Below are 18,996 nucleotides of genomic sequence, written 5' to 3' on the forward strand. Positions count from 1 at the left end.
TCTCTGTTGTGTGAAAGCTCATGCAGCGACCACGGTCACGCCGTGGTCCTTGAGCGTGAGGCCCAGTTCTTCGCCCAGCCGCCATTCGCGGTCCACCTGCGGGCTGACCACGAAGATCGGGCCCAGCTCGGTCTGCACCGTGAGTTCCTGGAACGAGCCCAGGTAGGCCTGCTTGAGCAGCTCGCCACCCAGGCCGCCCGCCTCGCGCGGGCCGATGGACCAGGCTTCGGGCCGGATCGCGGCCTTCACCGGGCCGGGCGGCAGGCGGTGGCGCGGCTGCAACCGGATCGGGCCGAAGCGCACCGAACCGTCGGCCTCGCTCACGCCGTCGAACAGCATGGCCTCGCCCATGAAGCCAGCCACGAAGGCACTGGCCGGGCGCTCGTACAGGTCCTGCGGCGCGCCGGCCTGGGCGATCTGGCCCGCATCCATCACGATGATCTGGTCGCTCACCGCCAGCGCCTCGCTCTGGTCGTGCGTCACATAGGCCACCGTCAGGCCCAGGCGCTGCTGCAGGCTGCGGATCTCCTCGCGCATGCTGCGGCGCAGCCGCGCGTCCAGGTTGGACAGCGGCTCGTCGAACAGCAGCACCGCCGGCTCGATCACCAGCGCGCGCGCCAGCGCCACGCGCTGCTGCTGGCCGCCCGAGAGTTCGCTGGGCAGGCGCGCGTCCATGCCGACCAGGCCCACGGTCGCCATCGCCGCCCTCGCCCGCTCGGCGATTTCCGCCTTGGGCAGGCCGCTCACGCTCAGGCCGTAGCCCACGTTGTCGAGCACGCTCATGTGCGGAAACAGCGCATAGCTCTGGAACACCATGCTGACGTTGCGCTCGCTGGGGCCGAGCGCCGTCACGTCGCGGCCGTCGATCAGGATCTGGCCGCCGGAGGGCGACTCCAGCCCCGCGATCATGCGCAGCGTGGTGGTCTTGCCGCAGCCCGAGGGGCCGAGGATGGTGGTCAGCGTGCCCTTGGGCACCGTGAAGTCGATGCCCTTGACGATCAGGGGCGCGTTCGCGCCGCCGTAGCGCTTGGTCACCTGGCGGAACTGGATGCCGTGTGTGGTCATGTCGGTTTCCCTGGAATCAGTGGCCGCCCGCGCGGCGGCCGAGTTGCCGTTCACCGACCAGGCGCTGCACCAGCGCGGTGATGACGGACATGAAGACGATGAGCACCGTGCAGTAGGCGAGCGCGAGCCCGTACTCGCCGTTGCCCACACGGCCGATGATGTAGGTGGTCGACAGCTCGTACTTGGCCGAGACCAGGAAGATCACGGCCGAGACCGTGGTCATCGAGCGCACGAAGCTGTAGATCAGCGCCGCCGTCAGCGCCGGCTTGAGCAGCGGCAGCACCACGCGCCGCAGCGTGGTCAGCGTGCCGGCGCGCAGCATGAACGAGGCCTCGTCGAGCGAGCGGTCGAGCTGCTTGAACGCTGCCGTGCCCGCGCGCACGCCCACGGGAAGATTGCGGAACACGTAGCACAGCACGATGATCAGCCCGGTGCCGGTCAGCTCCACCGGCGGCACGTTGAAGGCCAGGATGTAGCTCACGCCCAGCACGGTGCCGGGAATGGCGAAGGTCAGCAGCGCCGCGAACTCGAAGGCCGACTTGCCGCGGAACTCGGTGCGCGCCAGCAGCCAGGCGATCAGCAGGCCCAGGAAGGCGCAGACCGGCGCCGCCATCGCCGCCAGCGAGGCGGTGGTGAACAGCGAGTTCCAGGCCGTGCCGGCCCACACCAGGCCGTGCTCACCCCACTGCAGGTCGAAGGCGCCTCGGAAGTGGTCCAGCGTGAGCGTGTAGTCGCGGCCCCAGGTCTTCACGAAGCCGCCCGCGAACGCGAACAGGTAGACCACCACGGTGAACAGCAGCCAGGGCCCGGCCACGCCGAAGCAGAGGCGCCGCACCGCATCGGGCAGCGGCATCGGCAGGCCCGCGTCGCCCTTGCCGGTCACGGTGGTGAAGCTGGTGCGCCCCAGCAGCCCGCGCTGGACGAAGAACACCACCAGGGCGAACAGCGTGAGCACCAGGGCCAGCGCCGCCGCCATGCCCGGGTCCAGCGAGGCGCCGACGATGGCGAAGAAGATCTCGGTCGACAGCACGGCGTAGGAACCGCCCAGGATGATGGGGTTGCCGAAGTCGGCCATGCTCTCGATGAAGCCCACCAGGAAGGCGTTGGCCAGGCCCGGCTTGAGCAGCGGCAGCGTCACCGTGACGAAGGTGCGCAGGCGGTCGGCGCGCAGTGTCTGCGCCGCCTCTTCCAGCGAGGGGCTCACGCCCTGCACCACGCCGCGCATGATCATGAAGGCGATGGGTGTGAAGGCGAACATCTGCGCCAGCCAGACACCGAACACGCCGTAGAACCAGCGCGAGGGCGGCACGCCGAAGGCCCATTCCATGAACTGGTTGTAGAGGCCGGCGCGACCGAACAGCAGGATCAGGCCCAGGCCGACCACGAAGGGCGGCGTGATGATGGGCAGCATGGCCAGCACGTTCAGCGGCTTCTGCAGCCGCGTGCCGCCGCGCTCGGCCCACAGCGCCATCAGCGTGCCCATCACCGTCGTGCCGGCCGCCGTCAGCAGCGCGAGGAACAGCGTGTTCCAGGCCACGCCACAGCGTGTCCCACCGCTCACGCAACCCAGGCCCCAGATGCGCTCGGTGGCCAGGCGGTCGACCAGCGCACCCGGCGCCCACAGGCCCATGTCGTCGTACAGCCCCGAGGCCAGCGAGCGCAGCACCGGGTAGACCACGAACAGTGCCAGCAGGCTCGCACAGCCGACCACCGAGCCCGCGACGAACACGTCGCCGCGGAAGAAGCCCAGACGCGCGATGCCCGCGCCCAGCAGCATCACCAGGCAGGCGATGGCGACAAAGCCGCCCCAGCCCATGCCGAACTGGCCGTGCTCCAGCGGGCCGAACCAGGCCTCCAGCGTCTGGAAGCTCCAGCCCGGCGCGCCGATGGCGAAGCCGCTGGCCAGCAGGCCGGCCAGGCCCAGCAGCGCGCCGGCCACCAGCACCCCGCCCTGCGCCCGCCCCACGGGCAGCAGCAGGCCGGCGCCGGCGATCAGCAGGCCGGCCACGCCGGTCCAGAGCCAGGGCCGCCCATGCAGCGCCGCCTGCACCACGCCGCTGGCGGTGGCGTCGCCGCCCCAGACGCCGGGCAACGCCGCCCAGAGCGACTGTTGTTGGAGGAAGTACCAGGGCAGCAGCGCGTAGGCGGCCAGCCCCAGCAAGGTCCAGGCGGCCAACGCCCGCCCGGACCGCGAGGTCAAGGTGTTCATGCGGAAATCCGGAGCGGGTGAAGGTCAGCGCGGCAGGCTGTTGACGTCTTTTTCCCAGCGCTGGATCAGGCGGCGGCGCTCGGCCGTCTGGCCGTACTTCGCGTAGTCGTAGTTGATCAGCTTGATCTTGCGGAAGTCGGGCACGCGCGGGTCGACCTTGGTCTCCTTGTTCGACGGCAGCTGGAACTGCAGCGTGGCCGCGCCCAGGGCCTGGGCCGAGGGCGTGAGCGCCCATTCGTAGAACTTCTTGGCCGCGTCCAGGTTGCGCGCGCCCTTGATGATGGACATCGAGCCGATCTCGGCGCCGGTGCCGTCCGACGGCGTGATGGTCTCCAGCGGGAAGCCCTGCGCCTTCTCGCCCGGGCCGTCGTGCACGAAGCTGATGGAGATGGTGGCCTCACCACGCGCCACCGCCTTGATCGGGCCGGTGCCCGAGCGGGTGTAGGCGCCGATGTTGCCGTGCAGCTTCTTCAGATACTCAAACGCCTGGTCTTCGCCCATGAGCTGCACCAGCGTCGCGATCATGGTGTAGGCGGTGCCGCTGGAGGCCGGGTTGGCCGACTGGATCTCGCCCTTGTACTCGGGCTTGAGCAGATCGGCCCAGGTCTTGGGCACGGCCAGCTTCTTCTTGGCCAGCAGCTCGGTGTTGTAGCCAAAGCCCAGCGGGCCGGAGTAGATGCCCACCGTCTTGTAGCCCGACTGCTGCGCCTGCTTCTGTGCCCAGTCGTGCAATTTGGGAAGCGTGGGCGACTTGTATTCCATCGACAGCCCCTGCTCGGCGGCCTGCAGGTGCGGGTCGCCGGTGCCGCCGAACCAGAGGTCGGTCTTGGGGTTCGCGCGCTCGGCCATGATCTGCGCGATCGCCTCGCCCGAGCCCTTGAGCGTCATGTTGACCTTCACGCCCTGGCTCTTCTCGAAGGTGACGGCGAGCATGTTGCACCACGCGGCCTGGGCCGAGCAGATCAGGTTGAACTCGCTGCTCTGGGCCTGCGCGGACAGCGCGGGCAGGAACAGGAAGGGAGCGGCAAGCCAGAGGTTCTTTTTCATGGGTTTTCTCCTTGGGTGGATGGAAATCTCAGTGGTGGGAAACGGGTGGGAGGAGGGAGCGGTTCAAGGCCCTTCGGGCATGGCGCCGGCCATGAGCACGCTGACCCCTGGGCCGTCGAGGAACACGCTGACCGGCGCGCCCACCTGCAGCGTCTGGCGCTCGTGCTGGCGGTGCACCTGCAGCAGGCCCAGCGCGGTGCGCACGCGGTAGTGCGACTGCCGGCCTTCGTAGGCGTGCGATTCGATGCGCCCGGCCAGGCCCTGCCCGCTGGCCGGCGCCAGGCGCCAGGCCTCGGGCCGCACCACCACGCGGGTGGCGCCGTGGCGCCGGGCGTGGCCGGTGTTCACCATCAAAGGACCGACCTGCAAACCGCCCTGGCCGTCGGCCTCGGCGTCGAACACCGCGGCATCGCCCATGAAGCCGGCGACGAATTCGGAGCGCGGGCGCTCGTAGATGTCGCGCGGGCTGCCGACCTGCTGCACCTGGCCGTCGCGCAGCACCACGATGTGGTCGCTGACCGCCATGGCCTCGTTCTGGTCGTGCGTCACGTAGACCACCGTCAGGCCCAGCGACTGCTGCAGGCCGCGGATCTCCTCGCGGATCTGTCGCCGCAGCCCGGCGTCGAGGTTGGACAGCGGCTCGTCAAGCAGCAGCACCTCGGGCGCCAGGGCCAGCGCGCGCGCCAGGGCCACCCGCTGCTGCTGACCGCCCGAGAGCGAGGCCGTGCTGCGGGCGGCCAGCGAGCCCAGGCCGACCTGCTCCAGCGCGGTGTGCACCCGCGGGTCGCGCGCGGCCGCGGCGCTGTCCAGCCCCAGGCCGTAGCCCACGTTGCCCTGCACGTCCAGGTGCGGGAACAGCGCGTAGTTCTGGAACACCATGCTGATGGGGCGCTGGTCCGGGCCGGTGCCGGTCACGTCGCGCTCGCCGATGAACACCCGGCCCGCGCTGGGCTGTTCCAGCCCGGCCACCAGGCGCAGCAGCGTCGACTTGCCGCAGCCCGAGGGCCCGAGCAGCGTGGTGAGCTGGCGCCGCGCGAACCGCAGCTGCACGCCGCGCAGCGCGCGCGTGCCGTCGGCAAAGGTTTTTTCCACCGCGTCCAGGCGCACCGCGTCAGGCATGTGAGCCCCCTGCCCCGGCCGGTGCCAGGTTCCAGCGCACCACGGCATCGACACCGACCACGCGGTCGTCCTGCACGCGGTTGAACAGCTGCACCTGCGCCTGCATCGACTCGGCGATCTGGCGGCAGATCGACAGCCCCAGGCCGATGCCCGTGCCGCCCGCGGCCGACTGGAAGGGCTCGAACAGCCGGTCCATCACCGCGGCATCGATGCCGCCGCCGTTGTCCCAGATCAGCAGCTCGGCCTGGTCCGGCAGCACCCGCACCACCATGCCCAGCGCCGAGCCGCGCGGCGCGTGGTGGATGGCGTTGGACAGCAGGTTGCGCAGCAGCTCGCCCAGCATCCAGGGGTCGGTGGTCAGCCGCACCGGCACCGACTCGAAGGAAAAGTCCAGCCGCTTGCGCGCCAGCAGCGGCCCGAACTCCAGGCACACCGACTGCGCCACGGCTTCGAGGTTCACCTCCTGCCAGTGCGCCTGCGCCACCAGCTGCTCGACCTTGGCCAGCGAGAGCAGCTGCCGCACCAGCTCGCTGGAGCGGTCGACCGTCGCGAGCATCTTGGGCAGGGTGTCCTTCACCTCCAGCTGGCCCGACATCGCGCCCTGCAGCTGCGTGCGCAGCACCGCGAACGGCGTGCGCAGCTGGTGCGAGGCGTCGGCCAGAAAACGGCGCTGCTGCTCGGTGGCGGCGCGCTGGTGCGCCAGCACACCGTGCACCGCGTCGGACAGCGGCTGCAGTTCGGCCGGCACCGGGCGCGGGGCGCTGCCGGCCTCGCCCGCATTGAGCTCGTCCTCCAGGAGGCGCAGCGGCGCCAGCGCGCGCCCGGCGCACCAGGCGAACAGCGGCAGCACCGCCACCAGGCGCAACACGCCACCCCACAGCGGCGCGGCCGCCAGCTCGGGAATGAAGGCCTGCAGGAGCAGCTCCACCAACAGCAGGCACAGCGCCAGGCCCAGCAGCAGCCGCACCGTGATCGACCAGGGCCGCGCGGCGGGTGCGGACGGTGTCGACGCGGGGCCTGTCATGGTCGGTGGGGTGGATGGAACAGACGACGCCATGTGCCGTTCAGACCGCGACCGGCCCTTCCGTCATCGCCTCGTCGATCAGCAGGTAGCCCACACCGCGCAGCGTCACCAGCTGAGCGCCCGAACCCTGGATGCGCTTGCGCAGGCGGTGCACCAGCACCTCGATCGCGTCGGCGCCCACCGCCTCGTCGCCGAACACGGCGTGGTGCAGGTCTTCCTTGCCGACCGCCTGCCCCGGCCGGGCCAGCAGCGCCTTGAGCAGGGCCAGCTCGCGGGTCGACACGTCCAGCGGCGTCGCGCCGCGGAACACGGCGCCGGTGGGCTCGTCGACGCGCAGCAGTGCACAGCGCAGTTCCGGCGCGCCATGGCTGCGGCGCACCAGCGCCTTGAGGCGGGCCGCGAGTTCCTCGATGTCGAAGGGTTTGGTGAGGTAGTCGTCGGCGCCCTCGTTGAGGCCGAGCACGCGGTCCTGCACCGCGCTGCGGGCGGTCACCACCAGCACCGGCACCTGCGAGCCTCCGTCGCGCATCAGGCGCAGCACCTCCATGCCATCCATACCCGGCAGGCTCAGGTCCAGCAGCACCACGTCGGGCCGGCGGCGCCGGAACATGGCCAGCGCCTCCGCACCGTCGGCGCAGCGCGTGACCTCGAAGCCCCGGCCCTGCAGCACGCGCCCCAGCGCGTCGCCCAGGGCCAGATCGTCTTCCACCATCAGCACTTTCATGCCAACGATGATGCCCGGCGCCCCCACCCGGCCGAATAGAGGAAACCTTAGAGAAACACGAAAGCCGGACGAAATCTTCGTCCGGCTTTCAGGCGCCGCTCAAGGCGGCGGAGCGCGGGGCGCTCCTTTCTTCAGCTGCGTCTGTGCCAGGCCAGCAGGCGCGGCGTCACCAGCACCAGCAGCACGATCACCAGCAGCGTGGCCGACATCGGGCGCTCGAAGAACACGGTGAAGCTGCCCTCGCCGATGGACATGGCGTTGCGGAACTGCGCCTCGGCCAGCGGCCCGAGGATCAGGCCCACGATCACCGGCGCGGTCGGGAAGTCGAAGCGGCGCATCGCCACCCCCACCAGCGCCAGGCCGAACATCAGGAACAGGTCGAACGAACTCTGGCGCATACCGTACACGCCCACCGTCGCGAAGATCAGGATGCCGGCGTACAGCGGCGCCTTGGGGATCTTCAGCAGCTTGACCCACAGGCCCACCATCGGCAGGTTCAGCACCAGCAGCATCACGTTGCCGATGTAGAGCGAGGCGATCAGCGCCCAGACCAGGTCGGACGAGGTCTGGAACAGCTGCGGGCCGGCGTTGATGCCGTAGTTCTGCAGCGCAGACAGCAGGATGGCGGCGGTCACCGAGGTCGGGATGCCCAGCGTGAGCAGCGGCACCAGGGTGGCCGTGACAGCCGAGTTGTTGGCGGCCTCGGGGCCGGCCACGCCTTCGATCGCACCGACCGTGCCGAACTCCTTCTTGTGCTCCGGGTCGGCCAGCTTGCGCTCGGTCGCGTAGCTCAGGAAGGTCGGAATCTCGGAACCGCCCGCGGGGATGGTGCCGAAGGGGAAGCCGATCGCCGTGCCGCGCAGCCAGGCGGGCCAGGAACGGCGCCACTCGGTCCTGGTCATGTGGGCCTTGTTCATCTTGTTCATGTTGGCCTCGCTCTTGCCCTCGTACAGGGCGTTGTAGAGCGCTTCCGTCACCGCGAACAGGCCCACCGCCACCAGCACCACCTCCAGGCCGTCCATCAGCTCGATGACGCCCGCGGTGTAGCGCACCTGGCCGGTGATCTGGTCCATGCCGACCAGGCCCATGGCCAGGCCGACGAACAGCGAGGTCAGGCCGCGCAGCGTGCTCTGGCCGAGCACGGACGAGACCGTGGTGAAGGCCAGCAGCATCAGGCAGAAGTACTCGGGGGGGCCCAGCTTGACGGCGAACTCGGCCAGGATGGGCGCGAACAGCGTCACCAGCACGGTGGCAATGGTGCCCGCGACGAAGGAGCCGATGGCCGAAGTGGCGAGCGCGGCGCCCGCGCGGCCGTTCTTGGCCATCTTGAAGCCTTCGAGCGCGGTCACCATGGTGCCGGTCTCGCCCGGGGTGTTGAGCAGGATCGAAGTGGTCGAGCCGCCGTACATGGCACCGTAGTAGATGCCGGCGAAGAAGATCATCGAGGCTGTCGGCTCGACCTGACCGGTGATCGGCAGCAGCATGGCCACGGTCACCGCCGGGCCAAGGCCGGGCAGCACGCCGATGGCGGTGCCCAGCGCACAGCCGGCCAGCGCCCACAGCAGGTTGAGGGGGGTGGCTGCGGTGGCGAAGCCGCCCAGCAGCTGGTTCCAGGTGTCCATCATGCTTGTGCTCCCTGATCAGATCCAGCCGGTGCCGGTCAGGCCCGGCAGGTTGACGGCGAGGAATTTGGTGAACAGCCAGTAGGTCGGTGCGGCAATCACGATGCCGGTGACCGCGTCGCGCAGCACCTGCATGGCGTTGCCGCCGGACTTGCCTTCGCTGATGCGCAGGCCCCGCACCGCGAGGGCGTAGCACAGCGCACAGCTGAGCACAAAACCGATGGTGGTGATCAGCGCCGCGTTGCCCAGGATGCCGGCCGACACCCAGGCCAGCGCGTGCCAGTCGCCGCGCGGGGCGCCCGAAGGCTCCTCCATGTTGCGGTAGCCGCCGGAGCGCACCTCCAGAATCAGCATCACGCCGCACAGGCCCAGCGCGGCCGCCACCAGCCAGGGCAGGAAGTCGGGGCCCACGCCCGCATAGCCGGCGTCGGACGGGATGTTGGCTGCACCGTAGGCCAGAACGGCAGCCACCACCACGGCGGCGATGCCCATGGCCAGCTGGCCCGGGCGGTGATCGGGACGCGCCTCCTGCGCGGGGGTGGTGTCGGCATTCATGACGTGCTCCACTCGTAAAAAAATGCGGCCGCGGCGCGAACGCCGTGGCCGCTGGATCGGACAGACCGGGCCGTGTGCTTACACCATGCCGGCGCGGACCATGGTGGCGCGCAGGGTGGAGAAGTCCTTGTCGACGAAGGCGTCGAATTCCTTGCCGGTCAGCAGGGCCGGGGTCCAGTTGTTCTTGACCAGGGCTTCCTGCCAGGCCTTGCTCTTGGTGGCCTTGACGATCATCTCGGTCAGCGCGGCGCGCTGCTCGGGGGTGATGCCGGCGGCGCCGTAGACACCGCGCCAGTTGCCGATCTCGACATCGATGCCCTGCTCCTTGAGCGTGGGGATCTTTTCCAGGCCCTTGACGCGCTGGCCGGAGGTGATGGCGATCGCCTTCATCTTGCCGCTCTCGATGTACTGCTGGAACTCGCTGTAGCCGGAGCCACCGACGGTCACGTTGCCACCCAGGATGGCGGCGACGGCCTCACCGCCCCCACGGAAGGGCACGTAGTTGATCTTGGCGGCGGGCACGCCCACGGCCTGGGCGATCTGCGACGCCGCGATGTGCTCGGTGGAGCCGCGCGAACCGCCGCCCCACTTGACACTGCCGGGGTCCTTCTTGAGCGCCTCGACCACGTCCTTCATGGTGTTGAGGGGCGAGCTGGCGGGCAGCACGAACACGTTGTATTCGGTGGTCAGGCGGGCGATCGGCGTGACCTGGGTGATCGAGACCGGCGGCTTGCCGGTGATGATGCCGCCCAGCATCACGGCGCCCATCACCATCATGGCGTTCGGGTCGCCCTTGGCGGAGTTGTAGAACTGGGCCAGACCGATGGCGCCGGCAGCACCGCCCTTGTTCTCGTAGGTCACGGAAGACGCCACGCCTGCATCGCGCAGGGCCTCGCCCAGGGCACGGCCGGTGCCATCCCAGCCACCACCCGGGTTGGCGGGGATCATCATCTTGACGTTGGCACCCTGGGCCCAGGCGGCATTGGGCAGGGCACCGGCGGCGGCCAGAGCGGCCAGGGACTTGAGGAAGGTATCGCGACGCATGTTTGTCTCCGTGGGAGGTTGATCGACGGTCGTTATGTTCCTGTCGGCCGCTGTCAATCGGCTGTCGTTGCTGTCAGGAAAAACCCTATGAGGGTGCGGGATCTCCCATCACGGGGAGGACCATAATTGCACCAGCCCTCTTCACCACGCAGGGCCTTTGGCCAGGCGCCCTTCGCTCATGAATGCACATGCCCATCCCGTGTTTGACGCTTGCCTGAAAGAGGCATTGGCCTTGTCGGCCGAGTGGGTGCCCCGCTGGCTGGCGGCGCTCGGCAACGCACTGCTGGAGAAGGAGGCCTCCGCCGTCGGCGCCTCCGAACAGCGCAGCGCCGGCCAGGCGCGCGCCACCCTGGCCGCCTACCAGCAGCGGGTGACCGAGCACTTTCTGTCGGCGCTGTCACAGTCGATAGGCAGCGTCGCCGACGGCGAGGGTGACCTGACCCCCGTCAGCGGCAGGACCCCGCCCCCCCGCCTGGACACACTCAGCCTGGACGACCTGGAGCTGATGGACCACCAGCAGGTGCAGCACACCGTCGAGCTGGCGCGCATCCAGCAGGTGGTGAAGATGGCGGTGGAAGAAGAGCTGGTGATGCTCGACGCGCGCCTGAGCACCGCCCGGGGACTCACTGTGGTGAGCAGCAAGGCCAACCCGCTGCACCCCGAGGCCATCATCGGTGCGCTGATCCGCGCGCTGTCCAAGCTGCACATCGACGAGGAGGTGCGGGTGCAGTGGCTGCACATCGGCACCCTGCCCCTCGGCCAGGAACTGCGGCGTTTCTACCGCCAGCTGGTCGACCTTCTGGACCGCTGGGGCGTGCAGCCCGCGGGCTACAAGGTCGTGCAGACCCCGGTGGGCAAGCCCGCCGACCGAGGCGCCTCCCGCCCCCGCGGGGACAGCCTGCCCGTGGAGGCGCTGAGCGACGGGAACGAGTTGCTCACCCTTGATCACCTGCACCAGCTGCTGGTGGGCAATGTCGCGCGCGGCGCGGCCGATGCCTCCGATCCGGCACAGGCGCAGGAGGCCGACAGCATGGTGCGGTCCCTGGCGGTGGAGGTGGTCGCACTGATGCTGCGCCGCATCGTCGACGACCCCCGCCTGCTGGCGCCGGTGCGGGACATGATGCTGCGGCTCAAGCCCATGCTGCTGGAGCTGGCGCGCAACGACCCGCGCTTTTTTACCGATCGCAGCAACCCGGCGCGGCGCCTGCTGGATGTGCTCACCGAGCGCGCGCTGGCGTTCAAGAGCGAGCGGGACTCGGGGTTCCAGGCCTACATGCAGCAGCTGCGCAAGGTGGTCCAGGACCTGCAGGTGCCGGCCAGCCAGCTGTCGCAGCGCATCAGCGAACTGCTCGCACGTCTGGTGCGCACCGACCCGGTGACACAGGCACCCGCACGGGGCCTGGCCATGCAGACCTTGATGAAGGTGGAGCAGCGCAACCTGCTGGCCGAACGGGTGGCCACGGAAATCCAGGCCAGAAACGACTTTGCCCGGGCACCCGGTGTGGTGCGCCGCTTCCTCACCGGCCCCTGGGCCCAGGTGGTGGCGCAGGCGCGCATCCAGGCGAAGGCCGCGGACAGCCTGAGCCCGGGCGATGCACCGGCGCTGCGCTACATGGACGCCCTGCCCGACCTGCTGTGGTCAAGCCAGCACGAACTGGCCAGCCTCAACCGGCCCCGGCTGATCAAGGTCATTCCTGGCCTGCTGCGCACGCTGCGCGAAGGGCTGGAGTCCATCGACTACCCGCGTGCCCAGGCCGACTCCTTCTTCCAGGCGCTCATGGAGCTGCAGGAACCAGCCTACGCTGCCAGGCGCGACGACGAGGCGGACATGCGCGGACTGGACATGTCCGATACCTGGGTGCATCCGGCGGAAGCACGCGACTCGGGATTCATGGACGATCTGCAGATCGAGAGCCAGCCCGGCTTCCAGGACACCGAGCCGATGGACCCCGAGTGGCTGCGCCAACGACAGACGGAGACCACCGCAAAGCCCCGCCCGCTGACGGTGGGCACCTGGGTGGACCTTCGAGACGGAGGAGAAGACCTGCGTTGCCAGCTCACCTGGGCCAGCCCGCACGGCACCATGTTCCTCTTCAACGCCGCCAACGGGCGCAGCATCTCGCTGACCCTGCGCGGGCTGGAACGACTGCGCGAACTGGGACGCCTGACGGTGGTGGCCGACCACGGTCTGGTCGACGATGCCCTCGACGAGGTGACGCGCCAGGCCTTCCTCAATTCCGGTCGCCGCTGAGCCCGGGCCTTCTGACCGCATGAAACTGCTTCTGGTCGAAGACAACCCCACCATGCAGGCCACCCTGCAGCGCACGCTGGAGCGGCGCGGCATGCAGGTGATCACCTGCGGCGACGGCGACAAGGCCCTGTCGCTGTGGCGCTCCAGCCTGCCCGACGTGGTGCTGCTGGACCTGAGCCTGCCCGGGCGCGACGGCCTGCAGGTGCTGGGCGATGCGCGCGCCGAGGGCCTGAAGACGCCGGTGATCATCCTCACCGCGCGCGGCACCGTGGGCGATCGCATCATCGGCCTGAACACCGGCGCCGACGACTACCTGCCCAAACCCTTCGACCTCGACGAGCTGGAGGCCCGCGTGCGCGCCCTGGTGCGCCGCTCAGCCGACGCCACCGACAGCCCGGGCAACCTGCCCGCGCGCAGCGCCGGCTGGTGCGGCATGCAGATCGACCGCGACAGCGGCGCGGTCTACCACGACGGTGAGCCGCTGGAGCTCGCCCCGCGCGAGCTGGCCCTGCTGCGCGCCGTGCTCTCCCAGCCCGGGCAGGCGATCACCAAGGAACGCCTGTTCGAGCTGGTGTTCCCCGGCGAGGCCCATGTGCAGCCCGAGGCCATCGAGGTGGTGGCCTACCGGCTGCGCAAGAAGATCGGCCACACCGGCGCGCAGCTGGTGACGCTGCGCGGGCTGGGCTATCTGCTGAAGGCCGCTGCCTGAGGACATGGCCTTGAGCGCACCGCTGTCGCTGCGCCGCACGCTGCTGCTGGGCATCCTGCTGCCGCTGTTCGGCTTTGTGGTCATCAACACCGTGGTGCTCTACCGGCAGGCGCTGGCGGGCGCCGACACCGCCTACGACCGTACCTTGCTGGCCACCGCCAAGTCGCTGGGCGAACAGCTGGAGGTGGTCCGCAACGGCGACCAGGCCAGCGTGCGCTCGTCGCTGCTCTATTCGGCGCTGGAGGCCTTCGAGGCCGACAACCGCAGCCGGCTCTTCTACCGCGTCAGCGGGTTTCACGGCGAAATGGTCTCGGGCTTTGAAAACCTGCCGCCGCCCAGAGCCCGCCTGCCCGACCAGAAGATCTACGCCGCCCTGGTGCACTTCTACGACGACGAGTACCAGGGCGCGCCGGTCCGCATGGCGGTGCTGCTGCAGCCGGTGGCGGGCGAGGCCGGCCAGGGCATGGCCACCATCCAGGTGGCCGAGACGCTGGAGCTGCGCCAGACGCTGGCGCGGCAGATCCTGATCGACACCCTGTGGCGCCAGGCGGCGCTGGTGGTGGTGATCGTGCTGGTGGTGGTGATCGTGGTGCAGCGCGCCACGCGCCCGGTGCGCTCCATCAGCCACGCACTGGCCCACCGCAGCGACAACGACCTCTCGCCGTTGCCCACCAACAGTGCCCCGCGCGAGCTGCTGCCGCTGCTGGAGGCGACCAACCAGCACATGCAGCGGCTGTCGCAGCTGCTGGACCACCAGAAGCGCTTCGTGCGCGACACCTCGCACCAGCTGCGAACCCCGCTGGCCGTGCTAAAGACCCAGGTGCAGTCGGCCCGGCGCGGCGACGTGCCGCCGCTGCAGGCGCTGGACGAGATCGGGCACACCGTCGACCGCGCCACCGAACTGGCCAACCAGATGCTGGCCCTGGCCAAAGTCGAGCAGCTGCGCCAGGACCGGGACGCCCCCGTGGTCGACTGGGGCGAGGTGGTGCGCGCCGTGGCGCTGGACCTGGCCCCGCTGATCGCCGACCGCGGCCTCGACTTTTCGCTGGACGTGGTCAGTGCCCCGGTGCGTTCGCACGAATGGGCGCTGCGCGAGCTCGGGCGCAACCTGCTGCACAACGCCATCAAGCACTGCCCGCCCGAATCGCGCCTGGCGGTGGGCATGGTCTGCGACGAGCGCACCGCCGCGCTGTCCATCAGCGACAGCGGGCCGGGCATTTCCGACCACTTGCGCGAGCGGCTGTTCCAGCCCTTCGCCACCGACCACGGCGCGCGGCCCTCGGGCGCCGGATCGGGCCTGGGACTGGCCATCTGCCACGGCATCGTGCAGTCGCTCGGCGGCAGCATCGAACTGGACAACCGCATGGTGCGCGGGCGCATCGATGGGCTGGACGCCACCGTGCGGCTGCCCCTGGCGCACCACGAAACGGAGGCCGCTCATGGCCAATAGCACACCCGAAGGCGGCCGGGTCCGGCTGGACAAATGGCTCTGGGCCGCGCGCTTCTACAAGACCCGCTCGCTCAGCGCCGAAGAGATCGACAAGGGTCGCGTGCGGGTCAACGGTGCGCCCGTGAAGCCGGCGCGCGAGGTGCGCATCGGCGACGTGGTCGAGCTGCGCAGCGGCAGCGTGCAGCGCACCCTGGTGGTCAGGGCGCTCAGCGGTGTGCGCGGCCCGGCCACGGCGGCGGCCCTGCTGTACGAAGAGACCGCCGAGTCGGTGGCGCAGCGCCTGGCCGCGGCCGAGCGGCGGCGCCTGGCGCCCGAACCGGCCGACAGCATCACCCAAGGGCGACCGAGCAAACGCGACCGCCGCGAACTCGACGCCTGGCAGAAGCCACCAGCCGAATGGAACGACCGCTGGAGCGCGTCTCTAGAAAGTGACGACGAGGACTGAATTTCCGCGCTAGCGGCGCCGCAGTCCCAGCCACATCACGGTGGCCACCACCAGCACACCACCCAGCACCTGCACCGGCGCCACCTGCTGCCCGAGCACCGCCCAGGCCAGCAGCAGCGCAAAGATCGGCTCCACATTCATGATCGGCGAGCCGCCCACCACGCCCAGCCTGGGCAGCACGGTGAACATGATGGTGAAGGCGGTGCCGTAGAGCACGGTCAGGCCCAGCAGTCCCCACCAGCCCGCCGGGGCCTGTGGCAGCGACCAGCCACCCTGCCCCGCGACGCCGACCAGGGCCGCCAGCGCCACGATGGCCATGGTGGCCGCCGTGCGCACGCGGCCGTCCAGCCCCACCGTCTCGTGCTGCGTGAACACCAGCGCCAGGCCGAACGAGGCCGCGGCCGCCAGCGCGAACGCCACACCGGCCCCGATGCGCCCCCAGTGCGCCGAAGCCCCCAGGCCCGACGCGGCACCCGCCACATCCAGGGCCAGCGCCAGCCCCAGCAGCAGCACCGGCATGGCGCGCAGCAGCGCCGGCTCCACCCGCTCGGCCTTGAGCGTGCGCGCCCACAGCGCCGTCCACAGCGGGTAGGTGTTGAAGGCCAGCAGCGCCAGCGCCACCGGCAGGCGCGCCACCGCCGAATACAGACACAGGCTCTGCACGCTGATCAGCGCGCCGATCTTCAGCAGCGCCCGCTTCTGCCCTGCGGGCAGGTTCAACGGCACCCCCGCCATGCGCACGATCAGCCAGACCACCAGGGCCGTGGCACCACTGCGGAACAGCACCGCGGTGGACACGGAAACCCCGTGATCAAAGGCCAGCCGCGCCGCGACGTGGTTGGCGCCCATCATGAACGCGATGAGCAGCAGGGTGGCAAAAGCGGAACCGGAGAGGGATTTGGTGGAGGGTGCAGACATCGGGCGATTGTGCCGCCCTGCCCAAAAAGCGGGCAATCTCGCCCCAGGCCTTGTGCGGCGCGGACTTGGCGAAGGTGTCCGAGACATATCCACAGGCTTACCCCCTGCGGCTGGGTGCAACTCCAGCGCCCCCCCCCCAATCCACCTGGTTTGCGCCGAGAACCCTCCCCGGCCTACAATCGACCCCCATGATCAACCATCTGAGCCTCACCATGACCCTCTGCGCTGACGCGCAGGTGGTGGTGTGCGCTCGTCGCGTGCAGGGCCAGGCCACGGCCCCGTGCGGCCACCGCCTTATGGCCGCACATTCCCCCGCCCGGCGATAACCCTCTCACCCTAGAACGCACACTCTTCATCGCCGGGCCCCAATCAGTGCGGGCATTGCCATCCCCTTGAGGGCGCTGGCAATTCGATGGAGTCGTTCTTCATGTATTCCCCCGACTGTGGTGAGCGTGTTCTCACCGAGATGGATCACGCACGTCTGACCGTGCTGCAGGGTGTCTCCGACCACCCCGACCTGTCCTCCCTGTTGTCGCTGGCCGATCTGGTACCGCCGGCGCAAGTCCCCGCCGACGTGATCACCATGCACTCGCGTGCGCTGATCCGCGACCTGGCGGCAGGCGAGCTGCAAGAGCTGACCTTGTGCTACCCCGGCGACGCGGTCGCCGGGAAGGGCTCCACATCCGTCCTCTCGCCAATCGGCGCAGCCTTGCTGGGCCGCCGTGTGGGTGACAGCGTGCACGTTCAACTGCCGGCCGGCAAAGCCCGCGACTTGCGCATCGAGACCGTGCTGTTCCAGCCCGAAGCCGACGCTGCCTGCGCAGCGTAGCCGCGGCCGCCTGATCTTCCGCCTTTCCTGGTGGTGGCTGACCCCACCAGGCCAAACCCTGGACATCTCTTCCATGACTGCTTCCTTGTCTGCGACCTGGGCGCACGTGATCGCGCCACGCGGTGCTTCCGCGGCCACCCCTGCCGTGCCACAGTCGGCGTTCAACGCGCCCCATGCACACGACCCACCCATCCGGCGACGGGTGGTGGTTCTCACCTCGCTGTCCGTCGGTTCGAGCGGCCACCTGCTGCGGGCTGCGCAAGGCGCCGCCGCCATGGGCGCCGAACTGCAGCTGGCCTACCTGCAGCTGGAAGGGGTCGACCCGTGGAGCGATCCGATGGCCCGCCTGTCCCAACGGGCGCGCTTTCTGCGAAGGCATGTCGCGCTGCCGGTCGAAGTGGTTCCCCAGCCCGTGCACACCAGCGCGGCCCTGTTGCTGGTGTGCCGGGACGCGAGCCTGGTCTGCCTGGTCGATGGCGAGCCCTCGCCATCGAGCATTCAGCGCCTGTCGCCGGTAGTGCGGGCGCTGCTCAGCCGCGGCAACCGCCCGGTCTGGTGGGTCCACCAGTCCGACCTGGAGACATCCACCCCTGCGCTGTGCTGCCTCTCCAGCGTCGACGCACCAGAGACCGAATGGATGGCCTGGTCGCCCCTGCTGTGGCACCTGCCCTCGCTGCAGCTCCTGCACGTGCTGCCGGACCTGACCGAGCAAGCCGTCACGGACGACATGGCGGAGTTGCTGTTGCTGGAGCACCAGCTGCGCAAGGCGCGCGTGGGCGCGCTGCAAGCGCTGGAGACCATCACCAACACCTGGCGTGCTTCGGGGCGCCGGATGTCGCTCCAGGTGCTCCTCGGCGGATTTGAGGAGCAGCTGGTGAATCACATGGCGGCCCACAAGCCCTGGCTGGTCGTCATCGGCAGCCGCTGGCACACGCTGTCTTTCAGGACCACACTGCGTCGGCTGGCACTCATCCGGGACCAGGGGGCGGATGCGGTGATCGTTCCGCGGGAACGGCGCTCCTGGCGCTCGTGGCTATACGGCTGGATCCGGGGGGCTGTGGCATGAAGACCGTCGAACTGTCCAAACGCCTGGTCAAGGCCAAGAACCCCTGTGCGAACGGCTTCCGCTGGATGCTGCGGCACCACCCGGACGGCCACGACTACCAGCCGCTGCTCGACGCCCTGGTCGCCGACGGCCGGGTCAACGACGCCCGCTGGCTGCTCGACCAGTTCGGAGCGACGAGCGATGTGCTGCGCCTCGAGACGCTCTCCGCCGAGGTCGTCGTGTTTGCGGGCTCCATCGAGGTGGCGGGCGATATCGATGTCGCGGGCATGGTGCGCGCCGGAGGCGGGGTGCGCGCGGGCGGCTCCATCCGGACGGGGGCGCATCTTGTCGCGGGAACCTCCATCGTCGCCGAGGGCACGATCGATGCGGAGTCGGTGTCGGCCGGTGCCGACGTACATGCCAACTCGATCGTGGTCACAGCCGGGGTGCGTGCCGGCGGTGGCCTGCGCTGTTCCCAGAGCCTGTTCTGCCACACGGATCTGGACGTGGCGGAGCAGGCCATGGTCGGCGGGATGCTGGTCGCCGGTGGACGGGTGCGCGTGGGCAAGAGCCTGCGTGTGCGGGGCGAACTCCGTTCGGGCCTGGAAGTGCGCGCCGGTGACGGCATCCAGGTCGACGGGTCGATCGAATGCGGCTCGCATCTGGAAGCGGGCTGGGGCATCCGGTCGGGCGGCGACATCGTCGCGGCCGGTGCGATCCGCGTCGGCGAGAGCCTGCTGGCCCAGGGGGACCTGCGGGCAGGCGCCGACTATGGCATCTACGCCGGCCTGGAGGTGCAGCGCGCCAACTGGGACACCAGTGCGCGGGTCAGCGCGGCGGTGGAACCCGAGAACCTGCTGAGCGGCCATTGGGTGGGCCGCGGAGGTCTGTGATGAGCCTGGCGGGCACCACTGTGGACGCCACCACCCAGGAGGACTTT

Annotated in this window: 17 protein-coding genes; 7 read left to right on the forward strand and 10 right to left on the reverse strand. The window is 69.8% G+C overall.

What is annotated here, in order from left to right; all coding sequences use genetic code 11:
* Positions 1-18: 18 nt before the first annotated feature.
* The 9 genes from DD542_RS14770 to DD542_RS14810 form a co-directional block, all read right to left on the reverse strand.
* Positions 19-1,065 carry an ABC transporter ATP-binding protein gene (locus DD542_RS14770; protein ID WP_127806163.1) on the reverse strand — a complete coding sequence of 349 codons (1,047 nt, stop codon included), beginning with the start codon at positions 1,063-1,065 and terminating at the stop codon, positions 19-21.
* 16 nt (positions 1,066-1,081) lie between these two features.
* A complete protein-coding gene (locus DD542_RS14775; protein WP_127806164.1) occupies positions 1,082-3,274 on the reverse strand; it encodes an iron ABC transporter permease in 2,193 nt (730 codons plus the stop codon).
* A gap of 24 nt (positions 3,275-3,298) precedes the next feature.
* On the reverse strand, positions 3,299-4,321 hold the full coding sequence (locus DD542_RS14780; protein ID WP_127806165.1) for an ABC transporter substrate-binding protein: 1,023 nt from the start codon (positions 4,319-4,321) through the stop codon (positions 3,299-3,301).
* 63 nt (positions 4,322-4,384) lie between these two features.
* A complete protein-coding gene (locus DD542_RS14785; protein ID WP_164868408.1) occupies positions 4,385-5,440 on the reverse strand; it encodes an ABC transporter ATP-binding protein in 1,056 nt (351 codons plus the stop codon).
* Positions 5,433-6,464 (reverse strand): HAMP domain-containing sensor histidine kinase, encoded by a 1,032-nt coding sequence (locus tag DD542_RS14790; RefSeq protein WP_164868409.1) that lies wholly within the window; start codon positions 6,462-6,464, stop codon positions 5,433-5,435. Before DD542_RS14790 ends, DD542_RS14785 begins: the two co-directional genes overlap by 8 nt.
* Before the next feature lie 40 nt (positions 6,465-6,504).
* Entirely contained in the window at positions 6,505-7,188 is a 684-nt protein-coding gene (locus DD542_RS14795) for a response regulator transcription factor (protein ID WP_127806168.1), read from the reverse strand.
* 131 nt (positions 7,189-7,319) lie between these two features.
* Entirely contained in the window at positions 7,320-8,810 is a 1,491-nt protein-coding gene (locus DD542_RS14800) for a tripartite tricarboxylate transporter permease (RefSeq protein WP_127807405.1), read from the reverse strand.
* Between the two features lie 18 nt (positions 8,811-8,828).
* Entirely contained in the window at positions 8,829-9,365 is a 537-nt protein-coding gene (locus tag DD542_RS14805) for a tripartite tricarboxylate transporter TctB family protein (RefSeq protein ID WP_066151606.1), read from the reverse strand.
* A 78-nt stretch (positions 9,366-9,443) separates the two neighbouring features.
* On the reverse strand, positions 9,444-10,409 hold the full coding sequence (locus tag DD542_RS14810; RefSeq protein ID WP_066151607.1) for a tripartite tricarboxylate transporter substrate-binding protein: 966 nt from the start codon (positions 10,407-10,409) through the stop codon (positions 9,444-9,446).
* A gap of 178 nt (positions 10,410-10,587) precedes the next feature.
* Here DD542_RS14810 and DD542_RS14815 point away from each other — a divergent pair, with 178 nt between their 5' ends.
* From DD542_RS14815 to DD542_RS14830, 4 genes are read left to right on the forward strand one after another with little or no spacing between them, the layout of a single operon-like run.
* Positions 10,588-12,660 carry a DUF1631 family protein gene (locus DD542_RS14815; protein WP_127806169.1) on the forward strand — a complete coding sequence of 691 codons (2,073 nt, stop codon included), beginning with the start codon at positions 10,588-10,590 and terminating at the stop codon, positions 12,658-12,660.
* Between the two features lie 19 nt (positions 12,661-12,679).
* On the forward strand, positions 12,680-13,369 hold the full coding sequence (locus DD542_RS14820; RefSeq protein ID WP_079365613.1) for a response regulator transcription factor: 690 nt from the start codon (positions 12,680-12,682) through the stop codon (positions 13,367-13,369).
* Positions 13,370-13,379: 10 nt separating this feature from the next.
* Positions 13,380-14,819, forward strand: a complete 1,440-nt coding sequence (locus tag DD542_RS14825; RefSeq protein ID WP_241559563.1) for a sensor histidine kinase — start codon at positions 13,380-13,382, stop codon at positions 14,817-14,819.
* Entirely contained in the window at positions 14,809-15,264 is a 456-nt protein-coding gene (locus DD542_RS14830) for an RNA-binding S4 domain-containing protein (RefSeq protein ID WP_079365612.1), read from the forward strand. The genes DD542_RS14825 and DD542_RS14830 overlap by 11 nt, the downstream gene beginning before the upstream one ends.
* A gap of 9 nt (positions 15,265-15,273) precedes the next feature.
* Here DD542_RS14830 and DD542_RS14835 read toward each other — a convergent pair whose 3' ends face one another.
* On the reverse strand, positions 15,274-16,182 hold the full coding sequence (locus DD542_RS14835; RefSeq protein ID WP_079365611.1) for a DMT family transporter: 909 nt from the start codon (positions 16,180-16,182) through the stop codon (positions 15,274-15,276).
* A 427-nt stretch (positions 16,183-16,609) separates the two neighbouring features.
* Here DD542_RS14835 and DD542_RS14840 point away from each other — a divergent pair, with 427 nt between their 5' ends.
* The 3 genes from DD542_RS14840 to DD542_RS14850 all read left to right on the forward strand — a co-directional run bounded on the left by DD542_RS14840 (position 16,610) and on the right by DD542_RS14850 (position 18,949).
* Complete coding sequence (locus DD542_RS14840; RefSeq protein WP_079365883.1) at positions 16,610-17,011, forward strand: GreA/GreB family elongation factor; 402 nt, start codon at positions 16,610-16,612, stop codon at positions 17,009-17,011.
* A 73-nt stretch (positions 17,012-17,084) separates the two neighbouring features.
* Positions 17,085-18,077, forward strand: coding sequence for a hypothetical protein (locus DD542_RS14845; protein ID WP_127806171.1), 993 nt, complete (start codon positions 17,085-17,087; stop codon positions 18,075-18,077).
* Positions 18,074-18,949 carry a hypothetical protein gene (locus tag DD542_RS14850; protein ID WP_127806172.1) on the forward strand — a complete coding sequence of 292 codons (876 nt, stop codon included), beginning with the start codon at positions 18,074-18,076 and terminating at the stop codon, positions 18,947-18,949. Before DD542_RS14845 ends, DD542_RS14850 begins: the two co-directional genes overlap by 4 nt.
* Positions 18,950-18,996: the final 47 nt, after the last annotated feature.

Source organism: Hydrogenophaga sp. NH-16, from assembly GCF_004006415.1.
In the GTDB taxonomy this organism is placed as follows: domain Bacteria; phylum Pseudomonadota; class Gammaproteobacteria; order Burkholderiales; family Burkholderiaceae_C; genus Hydrogenophaga; species Hydrogenophaga pseudoflava.

Bases quoted from the DNA above. Each gene is read 5' to 3' on its own strand.
- DD542_RS14770 (WP_127806163.1), bottom strand. From the start codon at position 1,065: ATGACCACACACGGCATCCAGTTCCGCCAGGTGACCAAGCGCTACGGC.
- DD542_RS14775 (WP_127806164.1), bottom strand. From the start codon at position 3,274: ATGAACACCTTGACCTCGCGGTCCGGGCGGGCGTTGGCCGCCTGGACC.
- DD542_RS14780 (WP_127806165.1), bottom strand. From the start codon at position 4,321: ATGAAAAAGAACCTCTGGCTTGCCGCTCCCTTCCTGTTCCTGCCCGCG.
- DD542_RS14785 (WP_164868408.1), bottom strand. From the start codon at position 5,440: ATGCCTGACGCGGTGCGCCTGGACGCGGTGGAAAAAACCTTTGCCGAC.
- DD542_RS14790 (WP_164868409.1), bottom strand. From the start codon at position 6,464: ATGACAGGCCCCGCGTCGACACCGTCCGCACCCGCCGCGCGGCCCTGG.
- DD542_RS14795 (WP_127806168.1), bottom strand. From the start codon at position 7,188: ATGAAAGTGCTGATGGTGGAAGACGATCTGGCCCTGGGCGACGCGCTG.
- DD542_RS14800 (WP_127807405.1), bottom strand. From the start codon at position 8,810: ATGGACACCTGGAACCAGCTGCTGGGCGGCTTCGCCACCGCAGCCACC.
- DD542_RS14805 (WP_066151606.1), bottom strand. From the start codon at position 9,365: ATGAATGCCGACACCACCCCCGCGCAGGAGGCGCGTCCCGATCACCGC.
- DD542_RS14810 (WP_066151607.1), bottom strand. From the start codon at position 10,409: ATGCGTCGCGATACCTTCCTCAAGTCCCTGGCCGCTCTGGCCGCCGCC.
- DD542_RS14815 (WP_127806169.1), top strand. From the start codon at position 10,588: ATGAATGCACATGCCCATCCCGTGTTTGACGCTTGCCTGAAAGAGGCA.
- DD542_RS14820 (WP_079365613.1), top strand. From the start codon at position 12,680: ATGAAACTGCTTCTGGTCGAAGACAACCCCACCATGCAGGCCACCCTG.
- DD542_RS14830 (WP_079365612.1), top strand. From the start codon at position 14,809: ATGGCCAATAGCACACCCGAAGGCGGCCGGGTCCGGCTGGACAAATGG.
- DD542_RS14835 (WP_079365611.1), bottom strand. From the start codon at position 16,182: ATGTCTGCACCCTCCACCAAATCCCTCTCCGGTTCCGCTTTTGCCACC.
- DD542_RS14840 (WP_079365883.1), top strand. From the start codon at position 16,610: ATGTATTCCCCCGACTGTGGTGAGCGTGTTCTCACCGAGATGGATCAC.
- DD542_RS14845 (WP_127806171.1), top strand. From the start codon at position 17,085: ATGACTGCTTCCTTGTCTGCGACCTGGGCGCACGTGATCGCGCCACGC.
- DD542_RS14850 (WP_127806172.1), top strand. From the start codon at position 18,074: ATGAAGACCGTCGAACTGTCCAAACGCCTGGTCAAGGCCAAGAACCCC.